The following is a 20,514-nucleotide window of genomic DNA, read 5'->3' as shown; positions in this document are numbered from 1 at the left end:
AAAGCAAGGTATATTCCTTTGAATGCCTCGCGGGCTTGGCCTGAAGTAGTTTACTATTTCGAAACATAGACGTGACATTTTACTTCTTTCCACGGTCTATTTCCCTATCCTATGACGAAGTACAAAAAAGAAACCGTTCCTGAGGTTGTCTTCTTTGATATATAGGGTATGTTTTTTTTAAAGAATGTATAGGGATGCAATTTTATTCAATAAATAATGTAATACATATCTTACGTGTTTATGAGGTTTTTGACCTTTAAATAAAACTTAATGTTTTGTGAACAAAACGACCTCCTATTTCAGTGATTTTCTCCACCTAGAACAAAATACAACCTCAAACTGAAATATATATCCCCCCTGTAAACGTAATCCAGCCGGTATATTTGGACGAGTTTACACTAAGAAAACAAGTTTCAGGATACCAATTTACCTACTGTGTTTCAAGAGGGGAATGACCGCATAATCCGATGTCGTTCCATAATCTGAATGATTTTGATCTGTCTACTTAAAGTAAATCCACCAGTCCTTATTGAGCGAAAAGTTGAATAAGATTTTTAACCAACCATTTGAAATTATGAAGTACATAGAAAAAGTTTTAATGGTCATAAGTTTTGTGTCCGTAATCACACTTCTCTCATGTAACAACGATGATGAAGAAACCATCGAGCTTAGCGATCCGCGTATAAGCTTGAAGTCACCCGGTGATAAGAGTGATGGAATTGACATTGCCCCCACCTTTTCTTGGGAAGCTACCGATCCAATGCAAAAATCATTGAAGTACGATTTTTATTTGGGACTAGATAGCACGAAGCTTTTCTCCCAAGCCAGCAAATTGGAAGCCACGACCTATACCTTAACCGATTATAAGCTTCGTAAGGATAAAGTTTACTATTGGCAGGTGTTTGCCGATAACGGAAGCGATAGGGCGGCCAGTGAGATTTGGAGTTTTAGTAGTATTCCCGCTCCGGATGCCCCGATTCTCGACGGCCCTTCCGATAACATCTTTGTACGTGACCAGCTAGAGTTTACATGGCAAGAGGTTGTTGCGGGCGAAGGGGAAGAGCTGCAGTATCAGGTTTTCTTTGGAAAAACGAATCCTCCGAAGGAAAAGGTCGCTACCACAAAGGAACTGGCCTATTCCATGGACCCTGTCGACCTTGAGGTCGGGGAGGTGTATTATTGGCAGGTTAAGGTTTCCGACCTTATAAATGATTCTGCAAGTGAAGTCCGTATGTTCAAAAAATTAAAACCAGGGGCACCCGACGAGCCCATGGCAACTTCACCGGAACACAAAAGCGGACAGTATTCGAGTAATATCACCCTTAAGTGGAATGAGGCCCCAGATCCTGAAAATGATGCGGTTTCGTACACGGTTTATCTCGATGAGGTTTCTCCCCCAAATGTAAAACTGGGCGAAAATATTTCTGCCACCCAGATTAATGCAGAAGGTTTGGAAATAAACAAACCCTACTACTGGCGTATTGAGGCTAGCGATCCCATGGGGAACACTACCGAATCTTCGGTATTCAGTTTTACTATTTTAAATGCTGGCGCCCCAGGAGCACCTATAGTTCAAGATCTTGCCGTAAACGGGGTCTTTTCTTTAGATGAATCGCTTGTATGGGCAAAAGCAGACGGGGCGGTGTCCTACGATGTCTATATAGATACGGTGTATCCGCCATTGAATAAAGTGGCCGACGGCCTTACGGAAACGGAGTATAAAGTGCCAAATAGTGATATACCGAGTGATATAACGGATGTGAAGACCTATTACGCCATTGTGGTAGCAAAAGATGCCGATGGCAATGAATCGAGCTCGGTGCCTTTACAGTTCACACCTCAAATGACAGGCTCCATTAGGGATGCTCGAGGTGATGAGGTAAATCATTACGAATGGGTAAGGGTCGGCACACAGGTTTGGATGTCGCAAAACTTGAGGGCAACCCGCTTTACCGATGGTGAAAAAATAAATCAACTAGGGCTTAACGAATTGGTGAAAGATGACGTCAACGCTCTTTATTACAACGAACATCCCGCTGTGGAAGGATTTCCATCGAATTGGGTGAACACCTACGGTCGAGTCTATTCTTGGTGGGTGGTAGAGAGTGCCATAGCACCGGAAGGATGGCATGTTATGAAACCTTCGGATATAAACACATTGAAAGCTTATGCGGGACACCCTAGAAACCTGTTGAGCGAATGGCATGAGGGTGGGGCCAATATTTACGGACTCAATTATGAAACCGCAGGATGGCGCTATCCTTCCTCGAACGACTTTGTCGAGGGCTTTAGGGTGCCCCTAGAACAGTCAAGGGCCAACCTTTGGGTCAACAATGGCAACTATGGTGTTTGGGAGCTCAACGCCAGCTACAACAATACTTTCAGATATTTTGACTACCACTCAGGGATGATGTTCGGGATACGATTGGTAAAAGACTGATCTCAATTATAAAAGAAGCATTTTTCAAAACGAATAACCTATGAAATTCAAACTAATAATCTGTATCATCACTGCTGCTATTTCCATGCAGGTAATATGTGCTCAAACCATTGAGGTCTCTGGTCAGGTCACCGATGAAACGGGACAGCCTCTTTTGGGTGCCAATGTCATTATTAAAGGTACTTCCAAAGGAACCGTAACCGACTTCGACGGAAACTATAGCATAAAAGTCGAACCTACCGACAAACTTACTTTTACCTATATAGGTTTTATTGCAAAGGAATTCGATGTTGACGGAAAATCTGTAATCGATGTAAGCTTGCTACCTGAGGCACAAAGCTTAGACGAGGTCGTGGTCATTGGTTACGGCACGCAAAAGAAGAGCAATATCGTTGGGGCCGTATCCGATGTTTCGGGAAAGGATTTAGTAAGCACGGGTATCACCAACCTCTCACAGGTAATACAAGATAGGCTTCCGGGGGTGTTTACCCAAATCAATACGGGACAACCTGGTGCCGATGACGCTAAGATAACCGTTCGAGGTGTGTCAAGTTTTAATGGGGACAACTCTCCGTTGATTTTGGTCGATGGAGTGGAAGCGGCCGGTGGATTTTCGCAATTGGATCCAGGGGAGATTTCTTCCATATCGGTATTAAAAGATGCCTCATCAACCGCTATTTATGGGGTTCGTGGTGCCGACGGGGTTATTTTGATTACAACAAAAAGAGGGTCCATAGGAGCGCCTAGAATTAGCGTGGCCGGAGGTATTACGGCCAAAGTGTTGACCGATATACCCGATCAGCTTGGGTCTTACGACGTGCTGACCCTCGGGCAAGAATCCATAAAAAATTCAGGTTTTTACGACGGTTTAAGGTCTCAACGGTATATCGATACCTTTCTTGATCCGAACCGTGATCCCTATGCCTATCCAGATATTGATTGGTACGATGCCCTTATACGGGATGTCGGATGGGAAAGCAATGCCCGTATCAACGTTTCCGGTGGAACGGATTTTGTCAAGTATTTTACATCCTTCAGTGTGAACCATGTTGGGGATATTGTAAAAACGGAAAAATCGAACGGCTATTACAGTCCTGAATTTTCATATGACAAATATAACTTTAGAACGAACCTAGATTTCAACCTTACCAAGACCACGACGTTAAAAACTGATATTTCAGGGCGATCGGAATTGCGGAAAACACCGAACACCGAGGTTGCGGCCGATCAATTTAGCAATGTATTCAAGTTTATAGATCAGGCCACGCCTTATTTGTTTCCCTTGTATTATCCGGAAGAATTCGTATTGTCCCATCCGGATCCTTTGGCGCCTAACCAAGGAGGGATACGTTTAGCCGCCGCAGGGGCCGAAGTGCCCTACCAGGCCAACGCCTATAATGCGCTGAACTATTCGGGAATGCGTAAGTTCAGAAGGGATGTGGTTGATATACAAATAGGCCTTACCCAAAAACTGGACTTTATCACTAAGGGGCTTTTACTATCAGGTCGTTTTAATTACAGTACCGCCTACGAATATGAAAAAAGGGAAGGGTGGAATGTAAGTGAGTGGCTTTACGATGCCGAACGTGATCAATGGAGAGAACAATCGGGACAAAACTACAATTCAACGGATCTGGATTTTCACAGTACGGGAGGTGAAAGTTACGAGAGCAGTATTAGAAATATTTATTACGAAGCTAAGTTGGATTATCAACGTCAATTCGGTTCGCATAATGTAGGATTTCTGGGGGTTTTTAACCGAAATGAAAGGCGTTTAAGCGCTACGGATTTGCCGTATTTCGGTGAGGACTGGGTCGGTAGGGCCAATTATGATTATAAGCAGCGCTATATATTTGAAGTTAGTGCAGGTTATAATGGATCGGAAAAATTTGCCCCGGGAAAACGCTTTGGCTTCTTTCCTGCAGCGGCCATTGGCTGGAACATCGCCAAAGAACCTCTTGTAGAAAAGAACCTACCTTGGTTAGATGATTTTAAAGTGCGTTACTCCTATGGGGAAACGGGCAATCAAAAAAACTCCCCCCGCTTTCTCTACCTAGGAGGATGGGATGAAGTGTCCAACAAATGGGGCTATATGAGGTTCGGTTTGCCCGCAGCAAATGAAGCGCCCAGATATGGTGAAGTTAAAATTGCCAACCCGAATGCAACTTGGGAAACCGCGTATAAACAAAATCTAGGTTTTGATGTCGCCCTCTTGGGCAACGATCTAACATTGGCCGTAGATCTCTATAAGGAAAGGAGAGAAGGTATTTTATTATCGAACCCCGTTCCATCGTATTACCATCCGGGATTCGGGTCCTTGGGTAAAGTAGGCCTGCCTCCTATTAATCAAGGAAAATCTAAAAATCAAGGTATTGAAGTGGTCTCTAATTATAGCCATATAACACCAAGTGGATTCAGGTACTCCTTAGGAGGAAACTTTACCATTGCCGATAGCCGGATCGTCTATAAGGCCGATAGGGCGCTCACACCCGATTATCAAAAGCAGCAAGGCAAGCCCATTGGTTGGATCAGTGGGTATCAGACCAACGGTTATATCAATAATTTTGAACAGGCCGTTAACGCCCCTGCTATTAGTGGAGGCAATGCACCAGGAAATTATTTTTACTCTGATTTCAATGGTAACGGAGAAATTGAGGCCAATGATAATGTCCCTATGGAAGAGACGAATCAGCCTTTCATTCTGTATGCATTTAATACCAATTTGTCATACAAGGGTATTGATCTCGGTGTGCGTTTCTTCGGTAAGGATGGTGTGGCGTATTCAACCAATAAATACTATCCAAACTTTGACCAACACCTTTTAGAGGCAAAAACCGTGCATTTAGATCGTTGGTCGCCAGAGAACCAAGATGCACAATTTCCGGCTTTTTCCAATGCAGGCGAACGATTTTATAGAAAACGTAGTGATGCTAACGTATTGAGTACGGCCTATTTAAAACTTCAGAATGTCACCCTTGGCTACACTTTGGAATCAGCTTATTTGCAACGTTTGTTGCGCATCCAGCGTATGAAGTTCAATCTATCCGGTCAGAACCTATATACCTGGTCCGATGTTCCTTTTGGGGACCCTGAAGGGGGTAACGGACTATCCGGAGGTTATGGGGCCTATCCCCTTGTAAAAAGATACATTTTTACTCTAAATATCGATTTCTAAAAAACAACAATGATGAAATATAACTATATACTACTCATACTCTCTATAGTCATATTGGTAGGCTGTGAAGATTACCTTGATAGACGTGATGAGAACTCAAGTTTTCTGACAGAGGAAGATATCTGGAGAGACAAAAATAAAATCAACGGTATGGCCTTCCGGCTGTATGACACTATGGAGTGGTTTTTTGAATCACGATACGATTATAATGGTCGGCAAAGTGCAGGTGGAGGTAAAAACTACGGGAACAGTTGCCAGTTTTCGGGAGAAGTACTCAATACCAGAAGTGTAGGGGGGAATGATAAAGTGATGCGGGGGGATTGGGTGGCCGCTGTAAACGAGAATTTTGCTAATCCTGATTTTCAAATGGCCTGGGAAGATATGTGGGAAGCTGTATATGTTTCAAATTCAATCTTATATGGTATTGATGATGTAACCTCCGACGTAATGACCAAGGATGAGAAAAACCAAGTAAAAGGGGAAGCCTTTTTGTTTAGGGCGTTGGGCTACCATGAGCTATCTAAACGTTGGGGCGCCATGCCTTATATTAAGGAGAAAATATTTCCAGAAACCGAGTTAAACCTACCAAGGCCTACATATAAGCAACAGATCACCGATATCGTCGCCGATTGTGATTCGGCAATTGCATATTTGCCCAAGGTCAGTTATTTGAACGACCCGGTTATGATGGGGAGAATGGGCAAGGCGGCTGCTATGGCACTTAAGTCAAGGGCGCTGACTACGGCGGCAAGTCCTAATTACACCGTAAACAATGAAAGTGATACCGAATTATGGGAAAAAGCGGCCCAAGCGGCGTGGGATTTGATCAAACTTTCGGAGACAAGCGATAAGGTGGGCCTTTACCAAGGGGATTACAACAATATTTTCCATACCGAACCGGGCACCATAGAAGGGGTTTGGCCCCGCTATTATGAACCTTCTCGACCCAGTTCCAATTTATACTTCCATACTTGGCTTTGGATCAATATCGGAGGATATGCCGGGCTAAGTCCTACTCAAGAGCTGGTAGACCTCTACGAAACCGCCGATGGATGGCCGATTACGGATTCCCGATCGGGGTATGATGACCAAAATCCATATGAAAATAGAGACCCAAGGTTTTACAAGAACATATTGTACCATGGCAGTACTTGGTCAAAATTTTCAGAGAATGAAACCATTGACATGCGAACAGATCCTTTAGGGGTTGACCGTACCACTCCTAACGGGGCCGATTTTGGAAACTCAAAAACAGGCTATTTGGTTCGAAAAATGTTGCCGGATAAGTGGAACAGTAAAAAATATAACGACAGCAAGTACATTAATGCGCCCTATATAAGAATGGCCGAGATATACCTTAACTACGCCGAGGCGGTCAACGAGGCCTATAAGAACCCGAATGCGGCCGTACCAGGTGCCAGTCTTACGGCAGTTGGGGCTTTAAACGCCGTTCGTAATAGAGTGGGTATGGCAGATGTTAGACCGGAATTCACTACCGATTATGCCGTCTTTCAAGAGCGGGTAAGAAATGAGTTTCAGGTAGAGCTGTGTTTTGAGTACCATATCTGGTTCGATTTGATCCGCTGGAGAATCGCTCATGAAAAACTGGACAATTACAATTTTCATGGCGTAAAAATTATCGATGACGCCAGTGCCCCCACGGGTGTACGATTCGAAAGATTTGAAATACCTATAGAGAGACGTTTTGAAGAGAAACATTACCGCTACCCACTTCGATTGGGTGATTTACAGATTTTTGAGCTCCCAGAAATGAAACAAAACCCAGGCTGGTAGTATGTTAATAATAAAAGATCTAACAATGAAAAAACTACGACCCATATATCTAGTAATCACTGCTCTGTTGTGGTTAAGCACCCATAAGGGTATGGCTCAAGATACAAGTGAACTATTTGAGGTTTCGGCAACACTATTGAACGAGGCCGGTGAGGTGTGCGATAAAGCGACAATAGTGGCTTCCAACTCAAAAAATAGAACATTTACCGACCTAAATGGCGTTTTTAGCATACGTGCGAACAAGGAAGATGTACTGGTTATTTCGGCTTTAGGGTTCGAAAGGACTACAGTGAACGTAACGAACGGTGAACTCGAAAGTACTTCGATCATTCTTAAGGAATGGGGCACTATTGATGCAGACCGAAAAATTAGTGTGGCTTATGGAGATTTGCCCTTCGAACGGATCACGGGTTCCGTTGAACGCATTACGGGAGACGAGTTAAGCGATTATCCTACCACATTTGTACAAGAGGCTTTGGCGGGAAGGTTATCAGGACTCACTTCCAATTATGGATCGGCTTCACCTGAAATAGAAAATTTCAGCAATAGCGTTCGCGGTGCCGGTGTTGGTGAGATGTATTTGGATGGAATACCGTCAAACCTGGTATTGACCCCGGGAGAGGTTGACAATATCGTATTGGCCAAGGATTATGGAAGCTCGTTCCTGTACGGAATTACCGCGGCGCCAGGGGCCATGATCGTAAAGACAAAGAAAGGTTTGAAGGGTGATCGCTCTATTAAGTTTAAAGTGCGTAGAGGGGTACGGACACCGACGTTTCTTCCTGAAATGATGAACTCCCAAGATTATGCGAAAAATTATAACCAAGCTTTGGCGAACGACGGTATATCTCCCATATACGATCAAAATACAATAGATGCATATACCAACAAGAGAGATACCGTAAGAAATCCCAACCAAGATTACCACAAGAAATTTGTCAGCGATTTGGCGAGCTACCGACATATTACGGGAGAATTTTCGGGAGGAAACGAAATCACCCAGTATTTCTCACATTTGGGGTATTATACTACCGATGGGATTGAAAGCGAAGGCGATGGAAGAAAGTTGTCGAGACTACGCCTGAACAACAACCTTCAGATAAAGGTGAGCGACTTTGTTTCGGTGGATCTTGGAATAGGGGGGAGCTTCAACAAAAGAAAGGCGCCCCTTATGAGTGGCGACGATGCCTTCAATACAATGTATCAATATCCCGCCAACGCCTTGCCGTTTAAGATCAATGATTCTATTTATGCAAGAAACCCCGAGTATGGAACCAACTTGTTGGTCAATCTGGCACATGGGTCCATTATAGAAGATACCAGAAGGGACGCCAATGCCAGGCTGGGTTTGAACTTTGATTTGTCGACCGTGGCCAAGGGGTTGAATTTTAGTAGCCTGGTAGGGCTTTACAGCTATAACAATCTCTCAAAAAGGTTAGACCCAACGGTCGATATGGCCGAACCTTTTTTTACAAAAACACTCACAGGACAAGACACTTTGGTTTTAAGAAATTATACCAAGGGAGCTACCGATACAGGATGGGCCAAATTAGGAGATCGGGTCGACCGAAACCAATTCATAAAGGCGTCCTTCAATTACGATAGAAGTTTTGGAGACCACCATGACCTGACCGCCGATTTGATTTATACCAAGGAAAGCAAAAGCGGCAGCCAATTAGGGCAGGAAGAACACTATAGGAATATTGGTTTTAGGGCCAATTATTTAATGGCTAAAAAATATGTGTTCGAAGGAAATTGGATGAACTCGGCGGTACGACAACTTCAAAAAAAGCAACGCCGTACGATTACCTATGCCACGGGTGTAGCCTGGTTGGCCCACAAGGAAAACTTCTTGAAGAGTTCACAATGGTTGGATTTTCTTAAGCTAAGGGCGAATTACGGTATGCAAGGGCGTCCTGTTGGCCAGTTTTTTCTTGAAGATGATCAATACAGCGGATCAGGTGCCGGTACCTTCGGTATCGTTGGGGCCACCTCTTCATCTGGGGGATATCGTCGCGTATTTACGGGAGCCGATGACATTGTAATGCCGAAACAGGAATACCTTAACGTAGGTTTCGATTTTCAGATGTTCAAGCATAAGTTGAACGGACAGATCAATTATTATAACATACGTAACTACGACGAGTTGGTGGTTCCGAACAATCTATACGCCCTATTGGCGGCAAATGACGATTACCTGCCCTATATTAACTTTTCCGACAATGAGAGAAAAGGCTTCGATGGAAGTATAAGCTATCGAAAGAAACTTGGCGATTTTCGCTTCTCCATCGGTGCAAATGCCATGTACAACACCACATATGTAACCAAATCAAACTCCATTAATTATCCTGAAGAAGCAAGAAATCAAATGGGCAATCAAGGAGGTCGTATCATTGGTTTGGAGGCCGACGGAATTTTTCAGAATCAAGCGGAAATAGATGCTGCCATACCTTCAAAATTCGGAGAGGTAAAACCGGGGGATATCCGATATAAAGATTACAACGGAGACGGTACCATAGATGAGAAAGACTACCATGAAATAGGGCATTCCCCAAGATTATCCTATGGTTTAAACTATGGTATGAAATATAGAAACTGGGCCTTTAGCCTGCACGGCGATGGCGTGGCCGGTGGTAGCTTCAACGACGGGCTCTATTGGAGTAGGGGCACGGACGCCTATACTCAAGAATTGTCGAAAAGCTGGCCGGCTACCAATGATTTGCCAAGGTTGACCACACTGTCTAACAGTAACAACTACAGGAATTCTTCATTTTGGTTGAAAGACGCCTCGTATTTCAATGTCAGGAGTATTACGTTGGAGTATACGATTCCACAAAATATAATTCAAAAATCGTTTATCAAGGAAATTACGTTTTTCACTTCGGGCAAAAACCTCTTTGTCTTATCATCGGTTAAAGACCGCTATATGCCAAGTCCTAATAAAGGTTATTCACAATACCCGGTATTGAAATCGTATGAAGTGGGGTTAGAAGTATCCTTTTAAAATAAAACCATCAACAATGAAAAAAAATATACTATTTTGTTTTGGAGTAGCATTGCTGGGCATATCCTGCTCCAATGATTTTACTGAGGTGGTGCCATCTAACAATGTTTCCACTAAAGAAGTGTTTACCGACATTAGCCGGGCCCAAAGCTTTTTAAATCCGGCCTATGGTTCTGTTCGAAATTCACCATGGATATCCTTAGATGCACAGACCCATAATGTCGTGAGTAAAAGCGGTCCTTCGCGTACTGCCGTTTCAGGGGCTACGGCTGAGTCTTCCCCGGTAAGCGGGGAATGGAATTCGGCCATTGGCAAGATTCTTCATATCAACGAATTTTTCGAAAAGGGCTTTAATGTTACCTATGATGCCTTCGATGAAGAGTTCGCTGAAGCTCTAAAGAAGCGGATTAGAGGAGAGGCTTTTGGTCTAAGGGCCTATTACAAGTGGATTCTGCTAAAGAATTTTGCAGGGCCGTCGGCCCAAGACCCCAATACCATGTTGGGAATACCGATTATTGATGAAGTCCTTACCATTGATAATGCCAATGATATACCCCGAAGTACATATATGCAGAGCTATGCCAACATTCAAAAAGATTTGGATAGCGCCCTTACCAACATTGACCTGCTACGTTATGCAGGTGATGGCGATGTAGACGGCGTTCGGCTTACCAGTAGAATTTCGGGAGAAATGATTTGGGCCTTACGTGCTAGAATGGCGCTTTTTGCGGCTAGTCCCGCTTTCGAGCAGATTTCATGGGAAGAGGCGGCAAATACGGCATATGATGCCATTGCGGCAATCGATGAAGGGGCCATAAAAGATTTACAGCCTTTTGGGAACTTTAATAATGTAGATAATCCCGACCATTTTTGGAGACGTAGTTTCAGCGAAAACGGCAGCCTTGAATCCCAAAATTTTCCACCTTCCTTATTCGGAAATGGCGATTGGAACCCTAGTCAAAATTTGGTCGAGGTATTTCCCGACAGCTTGGGGTACCCGATAACGGATCCGAATAGTATTTACGATCCTGTTGAGCCATATGCGAATAGAGACCCTCGTTTTGAACGTTTTGTTTTCCATAATGGGGAAAATGAATTTCGAAATGCCTTTATCGAAGTATTTGCCGGAGGCAAAGATGCGCAGGGAGGTATACGCAAACAAGCGACTCGTTCAGGGTACTATCTAAAAAAGTTTCTTAGTGACAATATCAATCTCGATGTAGAGGCCAATGCCAATAAGGAGGACTATAAAGTTTATCCTATTTTTGATCGTGGCGGACTATATCTCGATTTTGCCGAGGCCGCCATCGAAGCTTATGGTATTGCCGGAAAAGGGGGAGATATGGTGTTTTCGGCCAAAGAGGTGCTATCGGTAATTAGAAAAAGAGCCGGTATATCTACCGATCAATACCTAGACCTTGCAATAAGCGACCTTGGTGCATATCGTAACCTGATACGTAATGAACGACGTATCGAATATGCCTTTGAAGGTGAGTATTATTACGATGTACGCCGTTGGAAAGTTTCCTTAGAAGAATTGAACCAGCCTGTGCTAGGTATAGAGGTCGGTAAAGAAGCTAGCGATAAATTTAACTATACCGCTACCGAAATAGAGTCTAGAAGTTTTGAGGAATATATGTATTACAACCCTATTCCTCGTAATGAAGTTTTAAAATCGAATACCCTTATTCAAAACTTCGGATGGCAATAGTTTTCCGAACGATTAAATTTAAACTGATATGAAATATAGCTATTCAATATTGACATTGGTCCTGGCATTGGTTTTCTCTTGTGAAGAGTATGAAGATTATGTTGTAGATACCGCGGGTTACACCGATGTTTATTTTCCTAAGCCCGAATTACAAAGGTCAATTGTGTCCGGAGAGGGATTGTCCATCAAAGTGGGCGTTTACTTGGGCGGCCTAAGGGAAAACAAGGAGGATCATCAAGTAAAGTATGTAATCGATGAGACCTTGTTGGTCGATACCCCTTATACCCTTATGCCTGATGATTATTACAGCTTGGAGGGTGATGAGATTACGGTGCCGAAGGGCTCGTTTCAAGGTTTGGTCGATGTGAAATTCGATTCCTTGAAATTGGCGCAGGATACCTTGCTTAGGGATTTTAATTATGCACTTCCTTTTAAGATCGTTTCAACCTCGGTTGATTCTATTCTAGAAGGTAAGGAACAGACGATCATTCCCTTGAAATTAATGAATACCTACGAAGGTAATTTTTATCAGGTGGGATCTTTGAAGCAATTTTTTACCGCAACAAAAGTACTTGATACGGTATATGTATATGGGGATGATTTAGACGGGCCCAATACACCGATTCGAACCCTTTCCTCTATTATGATGGATACCGTAGACCTTGATGGTATCGGGCCACGAGGGGGAGATGGTTACCATATGCGCTTAAAGGTCGACCCCAAGGATAATTCGGTAGAAATCATTGCCGATACCGCATCGATATATCAAGTTTACCCTAACGGAAAGAGTACTTGGGACCCCGTTAAGCGAAAGTTCGTTTTAAGCTATAAGTACAGCGATGGCGAGAGGGATTATGAGGTCGAGGAAAAACTGACGTTTCGAAATCGCGTAAGGGATGGTATAAACGAATGGAGATGGGAAGGTTTTCCCGGTAACTAGAAAAGTAGACTATAAAAATCAAAAGATTAAAAATGATATTGAACCCGGAAAGCTCGCTTTCCGGGTTTTTTGTTTTGGCAAGATAAAGTCTTTTGGGGCGGGTCTCAGTTCGATTCCCCCTCATCTAGATTTCACAGGGCAACCTTTACATGGTTATTGCACCATTGATTCCTTCTTTTATTGCCTTCTTTTTCAGGAAAGGATACGTCGTACGATGTCCCGGGATGTTGCCGGTCATTTTTGACTGTCTTAAATACGACTTGCTTTAAATATTTAACCTTCTATGGGAAGGGGAGGCGGGCCTAAACGAAGGTCAGGATAATTACGTATTGTTTATGGTTTAGGGCAAACCGGAAGAAGGGTTTGATTTACTCTCGGAAACGTATCGCTTCGCATATTCCGAAGGGGTCAGCATATGTTCTTGTTTAAAGCACTTGCTAAAATATTTAGGGTCGTTGAAGCCACTTTTAATGCAAATTTCGGCAATGAGCAAACCAGAATCTTGGCGTATGATCTGGGCGGCCCTTTTTAGTCGATATGAGCGTATAAATTCATTGGATGACTGTCCGGTCAGTTGTTTAAGTTTACGGTACAGGGCAGAGTGGCTCATGCCCATTTTCTTTTTGAACATTTCCGCGGTAAAATCCGGATTATCGAAGTTTTCATCTAAAATCGAATGGGCCTTCTTGATAAATAGGGAATCGATTGAATCTACCGAGGTGTCATCAGGAACCAGGTTTACCTTTACTTTGGATATCTCCGATACTCTTTTGACATTTTTGATGATGTTCTCAATTCTTGCTTTTACGATCTGAATATCGAAAGGTTTGGCAATGTAGTCATTGGCGCCTATTTCCAAGCCCCTCAATTTAAACTCATCCGATGTCCATGCACTAAGGAAGAGGAAGGGGATGTGACGTGTCTTCTCGTTCTTTTTTATAGCTTCACAGAATTGTAGGCCATCCATAATCGGCATTAATGTGTCGCTCATGATCAACTCTGGGGCGTGTTCTAGGGCCAATTTAAGTCCTTCCTCCCCATTAGGGGCTTCTATGACCTTGAACGTATCGGAAAGGGATGATACAATGTACGACCGTATATCGACATCATCTTCTACGATCAATATTTTTGGAGTGCTTTTGGAGTGGACCTTTACCGGAAGGGGACTAGGGGTTTTCTTGGCGTTCCGTACGGTTATCGGACGCAAGGGCAAAGTCGTCTTTACAATTTCTTCTTGTTTGATTTCCTTGGGTTGATAATACTTTCGCTCTATGGGTAACTGTATGGAAAACAGGGAGCCGACCTCAGGCTCGCTTTCCAAAGCAATGCTTCCATGATGAAGGGTGATAAGGCGTTTCACATAATCGAGACCGATACCTGCCCCGTTCGGGTTTAGCGACTTGGCTTCCTGCACCTGATAGAAACCTTCGAAAATCTTATGTTGTTTTTCTTTGGCAATCCCTATACCGGTGTCTTTTATTTCAATGACAATATGGCCTTTAGACTTCTTGCTATAGCCTAATCCTACCGAAACCAAACCGTTTTTAGGAGTAAACTTAAAGGCGTTGGACAATAGGTTGTATACGATTTTCTCTATTTTGTCTTCGTCGACCCATCCTTCTATTGTTTCCATTTCTTTTATGAACTCTAATCGTACTCCTTTTTGAATGGCAAATTCACGGAAAGCATTGGTGGCTTCTTCTAAAATCGCGGCTATATCTTGCTTAGACACTTGAAGGCTTAAAGTATCCCCTTCCAGTTTACTGATATCGAGAATTTGATCGACAAGGCGCAGTAATCGTGCCACACTCGTATCAATCAATTGAAATAGATGGTCTTGTTTGGGGTCTTTTTTGAATCGCCCCAGTTGCTGTAAAGGGTCTGAAATAAGGGTGAGCGGAGTCCGTAGCTCATGCGATATATAGGTAAAAAAACGCAAGCGCATTTGATTGAAATCTTGTTTGTTTTTCATTTTCAACCGCTGCACTATCAAGGCGTTCTTTTGCTGAACACTGATAAACGTATACTTGTTGTAGAGATACAGCAAGAAAAGCACCAATAAGACCATTAGGGATCTAAACCACCAAGTAGCATGAAACGGTGGGGCTATCTCGATAGCTAAGGCCTTTACGTTGGCCGATGCCCCAAGGGTCTTTAACTTTAAAATGTAATTGCCGTGGTTGAGATTGGTAAAACCAATGGTTCTGTTATTTCCGATAGGAACCCATTCATCCATATAGTTTTCCAATATATAGGCGTACTGGTTGCCTCCGGGGTTGTTGAAGTCTAGGGCGACAAAATCTATGGAGAAATCCTTTTGGTCGGGCTTCAAAAATAATTTGTCGGTTTTAGAGATACTTTTCTTGAGTAGGGACGACGCTTCCCCGGCGGTAACTTCCTTATTGTCTATTTTTAGGGAAGTCAGAATTATTTCGGGCTCCGTTCTTTTCCTTAAAAGACTATCTGGATTGAAAATCACCAATCCCTTTGATCCGCCAAAGGCGAGTCTATTATCGGGTAAAAAGGTCGATGCGCGCGGATAAAACTGATACAATGGAAATTTATGTGGCCGCCCTACATTTTCAAAGGTGGAGGTAGCCTTGTTGAACTTAGAAATTCCCTTAAAAGTACTGACCCAAATTGAGCCATCGTCAGTGTCGATAAGGCTAGAGACAAAATTGGTAGGTAGGCCCTCTTTTTCGGTAAATATGGTAAACTCGCTATTTCTTGGATCGAGGTATCCCATACCGCCGCCTAATGAAGAAAACCAAATATGGCCCGATTTTTTATCTAGAAGAACTTGACTGATCGGAAAGGACGACAGCTGGGGTGATCGGTAGTTTTTAAAGCTCTTGGTTTTGGTGTCAAAGATGCAAATGCCGCCGAAAGTGGCTAAAATTAAGGTGTTGTCGCTACCGATTCTTATATCCCTGATATCTTTTCGGCTGTAGCTCTTGAATTCTTGTTTTGATCTATCGAAGAGGTTTAAGCCTTCTTGTGTGCCTATCCATAGATTGTTCTCGGGATCTTCAATGATACAATAAACCATGTCACTGCTGAGGCCACCAGGGTTCAAGGCATCGTTGTTATAACGGATGAAACCGTTTTTTTTTGGTTTTAAACGGTTAAGTCCCCCAGAATAGGTGCCTACCCAAATGTTACCGAGGTAATCTTCATAAATGCTCGTTACGGTATTAAAGCTCAATGATGAAGGATTCTTTCTATCATAGAGGTACGATGTGTATTTATCTTTTTCGGGGTCGTACACGTTGAGGCCTCCCCAAGTACCCAACCACAATTTGTTCTTACGGTCTAGGTAAACACTTCGGATCCTACTGTCGGAAATGCTATTGCTATTGTAGGTGAGATGTTTGATCAACTCGAACTTGTCGTTTTTTGCGCTGTTGAAACATACGCCGCCGGCATAGGTGCCTACCCATAATACGCCTTCCCTGTCTTCGTATACCGAATAAATGGAATTGGTAACCAGGCCACTAGTGTGATCCGGAAGGTGTTGGTAATTGGTGAACGACCTATTTTCGGTATCCATTTTGCTTAACCCGCCTCCATTGGTCGCTATCCATAAATGACCATCGGGAGTGTAAAAAATGTCCCTGATTTCATTATGGGGAAGCAAGCTGTTTTTGGTATTGAAGTTCTCGAAACGGACTTTCTGTTTGTTGAAATAAGAAATACCTTGCCGCTCCGTACCTATCCAAAGGCCTCCTTGGTGATCAAGGGATAAAGATTTTATATGGCTTCCGGACAAAGAATCCGGCTTTTTTGGGGCTCCAAAGTATTTGGTGAACTTTTCGGTCTTGACATCAAGAAAGTTCAAGCCATTTTGTGTTCCCACCCAAAGATTGTCATTGTCTTTGGCCAAAGACCTTACATCTGAATTCGATAAGGAAGTTTTGTTATTGGAATCGTGTTTGTACGTTTTGAGTATGCCCCTTTTAAGATGATAAAGCAATAGTCCTTCGGTAGTGCCTAGCCACATTAAGGAATCATTTTCAAATGCGAGGACATTCACGTGGGGACGACTATCGGAAATGCCTGTCAATTCATGCTCAATGATCGTTTCTAAATAAGGGTCGTAACGTTTGAGCCCGTTGTCGGTCGCCAACCAAATATTGCCCTCTGTATCTTCCAACATATCATAGACCTTACGGCCTTTTAAAGGGGAGGTGCTCTTTTTGAAGATATCCACATGGTAGCTATTGTACCTGCTAAGGCCGTCATCGGTTCCGAACCAGAGGTATCCCGTTCTATCTTTTAGAATGCTGTATATGGTATTTTGTGATAATCCGTCTTCCGTGGTGATAGAGATAAAATCTAGGGCGGATTCCTTTTCAAGGGTCTGGGCAAATACTATAGGGAATCTTGTCAAAAACAATAAAATCCATATAGCATAAAAATTTTTAGACATAGGGGAAGCTTCAAAATGTAAAAATGGTTGGTAGGGTCTTTATGATGATGTTATTGGAATCTTTAGTAAACGAACCGATCTATTTTCATGGGGTAAACTTGATTTATAGTGAGACTTAACAAAAGATAAGGTATAGATATTCTGGATGGAAGTAGCGAAACGATAAAAAGACCGTTTAAAATTACGAATTTTTTGATTTTATAGCCAATGAAATGTCTTTTTGTTTGTATTAATATGTAAAAATTGACGAAATAAAACCATTGAGGTATTTGGTTTAGGATAAACATAATTTTTGTGCTAAACGTAAGGGCTTCTTTTTTTATGGAATCGATTCAAGAAAGTCGGCTCACTCTGCCAATAGTCTTAAAAGTGTTGTTATCGGCCCATTTTTATTGACTTTGAACAAAATGTTTACCAATTATATCTCATAGTCCACCCCTTGTCTAGCGTTTTCCTCTTTATTTGAAGACTAACATGTCATGTCCCTATGGAAAAGGGAAATCGGTGTTCATGTTGAGAAAAACTGGTCTTAGGCCATTACGCTGTTAAAGAGCCCGGAAGTGTTTTTTTAACGGGCCGGGCCGAAAAAGAACGATAAATATATAGTTAAATGAGGATAGGTGCACTGATAATTGGGATTCTACTGTTTTCTTTTCCAAAGGAATTACATTCGCAAAGCAAGCAAAAGATATATCACAAAAACTGGGTCGATTTTAATAAGAACGGCAAAAAGGATGTTTATGAAGATCCCACACGGCCAGTAGACCTTCGTATTGAAGACTTGCTCTCACAAATGACCTTAGAGGAAAAAAGTTGCCAAATGGCCACCCTCTATGGCTTTGGTAGGGTATTGAAAGATGAATTGCCGACCCCCGATTGGAAAAATCAGATATGGAAAGACGGTATCGGCAATATAGACGAGCAACTCAATAATCTAGCTTACCACCCTTCGGCCGTGACCGATAAGGCTTGGCCTCCCTCGAATCATATCAAAGCCTTGAACACCATTCAGGAATTCTTTGTAGAAGACACCCGTTTGGGTATTCCGGTTGATTTCACCAATGAAGGCATACGGGGGCTGTGCCATGAAAAGGCCACTAGTTTTCCCTCACAACTCGGGGTAGGGGCTACATGGAACAAAAATTTGGTCGGTAAAATAGGACATATTACCGGAAAAGAAGCCCGGCTATTGGGCTATACCAATGTGTATTCTCCCATACTCGATATTGCGCGCGACCCACGCTGGGGCAGGGTCGTGGAGTGCTACGGGGAAGACCCCTACCTGGTAGGCGAACTCGGTTATCAAATGGTAAAGGGAATACAGCAAGAGAAAGTGGTTTCCACTCCCAAACACTTTGCCATATACAGTGCACCAAAAGGAGGTCGTGACGGCGATGCCCGAACCGATGCCCATATTACCGAGCGCGAATTATTTTCTCTTTATTTACATCCCTTTAAACGTGCTATCAAAGATGCCGGCGCCATGGGGGTGATGAGTTCTTATAACGATTACAATGGGGTGCCGGTGAGCTCCTCCAAATATTTTTTGAACGATATTCTACGTGAAGATTGGGGCTTTAAAGGCTATGTGGTATCCGATAGCCGTGCGGTCGAATTTATTGCCGATAAACACCATGTGGCCAAAGACCGCAAGGATGCGGTTCGACAGGCTGTTCTCGCAGGTTTGAATGTAAGAACCGATTTTACCATGCCCGAAGACTTTATTCTTCCGGTTCGGGAGTTGGTCAAGGAAGGAGGGCTTGACATGGCCACCATTGACGACCGCGTACGCGATATTCTAAGGGTGAAATTCTGGCAAGGACTTTTTGATGCTCCTTATGGGAAGCAAATGAAAGAGGCGGATAAGACCGTCGGGAAGCCTGAGTACCAAGAAGTGGCATACCAAGCTTCCTTGGAAAGCATTGTCTTGCTCAAAAACGAAGAAAACATTCTCCCTCTCGACTTTTCAAAATATAAATCGGTGTTGGTTACGGGCCCCAATGCCAAGGCCATCAATCACTCGGTAAGTAGATACGGTCCATCTCACATTGATGTGGTTTCGGTTTTTGACGGAATAAAGGAAAAATTCCCTAAAGACGTAGAGATAAAGTACACCAAGGGCTGTGTTTTTTTTGATGAAAATTGGCCCGATAGCGAATTGATGAACACCCCGCCAACGGAAGCGGAACAAAGTGAAATCGACAAGGCTGTGGCGATGGCGAAAACGGTAGGCTTGGCCATAGTGGTTTTGGGCGATGACGAAGAAACCGTAGGGGAATCGCGATCTAGAACCTCCTTAGACCTTCCGGGAAACCAACAAAAACTGGTCGAGGAAATCTACAAAACGGGTACCCCGGTAATCGTGGTGCTGATCAACGGTCGGCCGATGACCATTAATTGGGTCGATAAATATGTGCCGGGCATTGTCGAGGGCTGGTTTCAAGGAAAATTTGGCGGATCTGCCATCGCCGATGTATTGGTGGGCAGTTACAATCCGGGCGGAAAGCTTCCGGTATCCTTCCCTAAAACGGTAGGGCAATTACCGATGAACTTTCCTTCGAAACCGGGCGCCCAAGCCGATCAGCCCGCTAAAGGACCCAACGGCTCGGGAAAAACACGGGTAGGAGGCTTTCTTTATCCTTTTGGTTACGGTCTGAGTTACACCACTTTTGAGTATACGAACCTGAAAATCCGATCGAATATCAAAAACGGTTTGGGGGATGTAGTGGTTTCCGTGGATATTACTAATTCAGGGAAGCGAAAGGGCGATGAAATCGTTCAGCTTTATTTTTCGGATGAAACCTCCAGTGTAACGGTCTATGAAAAACAGCTTCGGGGCTTCGAGCGAATTTCCTTGGAAGCAGGGGAGACCAAGACGGTAAATTTTACACTGTCACCAGAAGATCTGTCTCTTTATAATAGGCAAATGGAATTTGTGCTCGAACCAGGAAGTTTCACGATCATGATAGGAAGCTCTGCAGAAGATATTCATGTCAGTGGAAACTTGAAAATATAAACCAA

The 20,514-nt window shown here is 43.3% G+C and carries 8 protein-coding genes; 7 read left to right on the top strand and 1 reads right to left on the bottom strand.

All coding sequences use genetic code 11. The features are described from left to right. The first annotated feature begins 574 nt into the window (after positions 1–574). The 6 genes from ZOBGAL_RS01670 to ZOBGAL_RS01645 are packed head-to-tail and all read left to right on the top strand — an operon-like array spanning position 575 to position 13,064. The gene (locus ZOBGAL_RS01670) at positions 575–2,440 is read left to right on the top strand and encodes an FISUMP domain-containing protein (RefSeq protein WP_013991740.1); all 1,866 of its coding nucleotides are present in this window, start codon (positions 575–577) and stop codon (positions 2,438–2,440) included. A 40-nt stretch (positions 2,441–2,480) separates the two neighbouring features. Then, positions 2,481–5,615, top strand: coding sequence for a SusC/RagA family TonB-linked outer membrane protein (locus ZOBGAL_RS01665; RefSeq protein WP_013991739.1), 3,135 nt, complete (start codon positions 2,481–2,483; stop codon positions 5,613–5,615). A gap of 9 nt (positions 5,616–5,624) precedes the next feature. After that, positions 5,625–7,409 carry a RagB/SusD family nutrient uptake outer membrane protein gene (locus ZOBGAL_RS01660; protein ID WP_013991738.1) on the top strand — a complete coding sequence of 595 codons (1,785 nt, stop codon included), beginning with the start codon at positions 5,625–5,627 and terminating at the stop codon, positions 7,407–7,409. Positions 7,410–7,434: 25 nt separating this feature from the next. Beyond that, positions 7,435–10,413 (top strand): SusC/RagA family TonB-linked outer membrane protein, encoded by a 2,979-nt coding sequence (locus ZOBGAL_RS01655; protein ID WP_013991737.1) that lies wholly within the window; start codon positions 7,435–7,437, stop codon positions 10,411–10,413. A 16-nt stretch (positions 10,414–10,429) separates the two neighbouring features. Next, the gene (locus ZOBGAL_RS01650; protein WP_013991736.1) at positions 10,430–12,124 is read left to right on the top strand and encodes a RagB/SusD family nutrient uptake outer membrane protein; all 1,695 of its coding nucleotides are present in this window, start codon (positions 10,430–10,432) and stop codon (positions 12,122–12,124) included. Between the two features lie 28 nt (positions 12,125–12,152). Continuing rightward, positions 12,153–13,064, top strand: coding sequence for a DUF1735 domain-containing protein (locus ZOBGAL_RS01645; protein WP_013991735.1), 912 nt, complete (start codon positions 12,153–12,155; stop codon positions 13,062–13,064). A 340-nt stretch (positions 13,065–13,404) separates the two neighbouring features. Here ZOBGAL_RS01645 and ZOBGAL_RS01640 read toward each other — a convergent pair whose 3' ends face one another. Further along, positions 13,405–17,493, bottom strand: a complete 4,089-nt coding sequence (locus ZOBGAL_RS01640; RefSeq protein WP_013991734.1) for a hybrid sensor histidine kinase/response regulator transcription factor — start codon at positions 17,491–17,493, stop codon at positions 13,405–13,407. Between the two features lie 610 nt (positions 17,494–18,103). On the opposite strand from ZOBGAL_RS01640, the gene ZOBGAL_RS01635 reads away from it, so the two are divergent. Then, positions 18,104–20,509: a glycoside hydrolase family 3 N-terminal domain-containing protein gene (locus ZOBGAL_RS01635; RefSeq protein ID WP_013991733.1), complete on the top strand. Its 2,406-nt coding sequence runs from the start codon at positions 18,104–18,106 to the stop codon at positions 20,507–20,509. Positions 20,510–20,514: the final 5 nt, after the last annotated feature.

This window comes from Zobellia galactanivorans (genome assembly GCF_000973105.1).
Lineage (GTDB): Bacteria > Bacteroidota > Bacteroidia > Flavobacteriales > Flavobacteriaceae > Zobellia > Zobellia galactanivorans.
The sequence above is the reverse complement of the archived record's forward strand: the minus strand, read 5'-3'. Positions and strand labels throughout refer to the sequence as shown.

Coding starts and splice junctions, on each gene's coding strand:
- ZOBGAL_RS01670 (WP_013991740.1), top strand. CDS start 575: ATGAAGTACATAGAAAAAGTTTTAATGGTCATAAGTTTTGTGTCCGTA.
- ZOBGAL_RS01665 (WP_013991739.1), top strand. CDS start 2,481: ATGAAATTCAAACTAATAATCTGTATCATCACTGCTGCTATTTCCATG.
- ZOBGAL_RS01660 (WP_013991738.1), top strand. CDS start 5,625: ATGATGAAATATAACTATATACTACTCATACTCTCTATAGTCATATTG.
- ZOBGAL_RS01655 (WP_013991737.1), top strand. CDS start 7,435: ATGAAAAAACTACGACCCATATATCTAGTAATCACTGCTCTGTTGTGG.
- ZOBGAL_RS01650 (WP_013991736.1), top strand. CDS start 10,430: ATGAAAAAAAATATACTATTTTGTTTTGGAGTAGCATTGCTGGGCATA.
- ZOBGAL_RS01645 (WP_013991735.1), top strand. CDS start 12,153: ATGAAATATAGCTATTCAATATTGACATTGGTCCTGGCATTGGTTTTC.
- ZOBGAL_RS01640 (WP_013991734.1), bottom strand. CDS start 17,493: ATGTCTAAAAATTTTTATGCTATATGGATTTTATTGTTTTTGACAAGA.
- ZOBGAL_RS01635 (WP_013991733.1), top strand. CDS start 18,104: ATGAGGATAGGTGCACTGATAATTGGGATTCTACTGTTTTCTTTTCCA.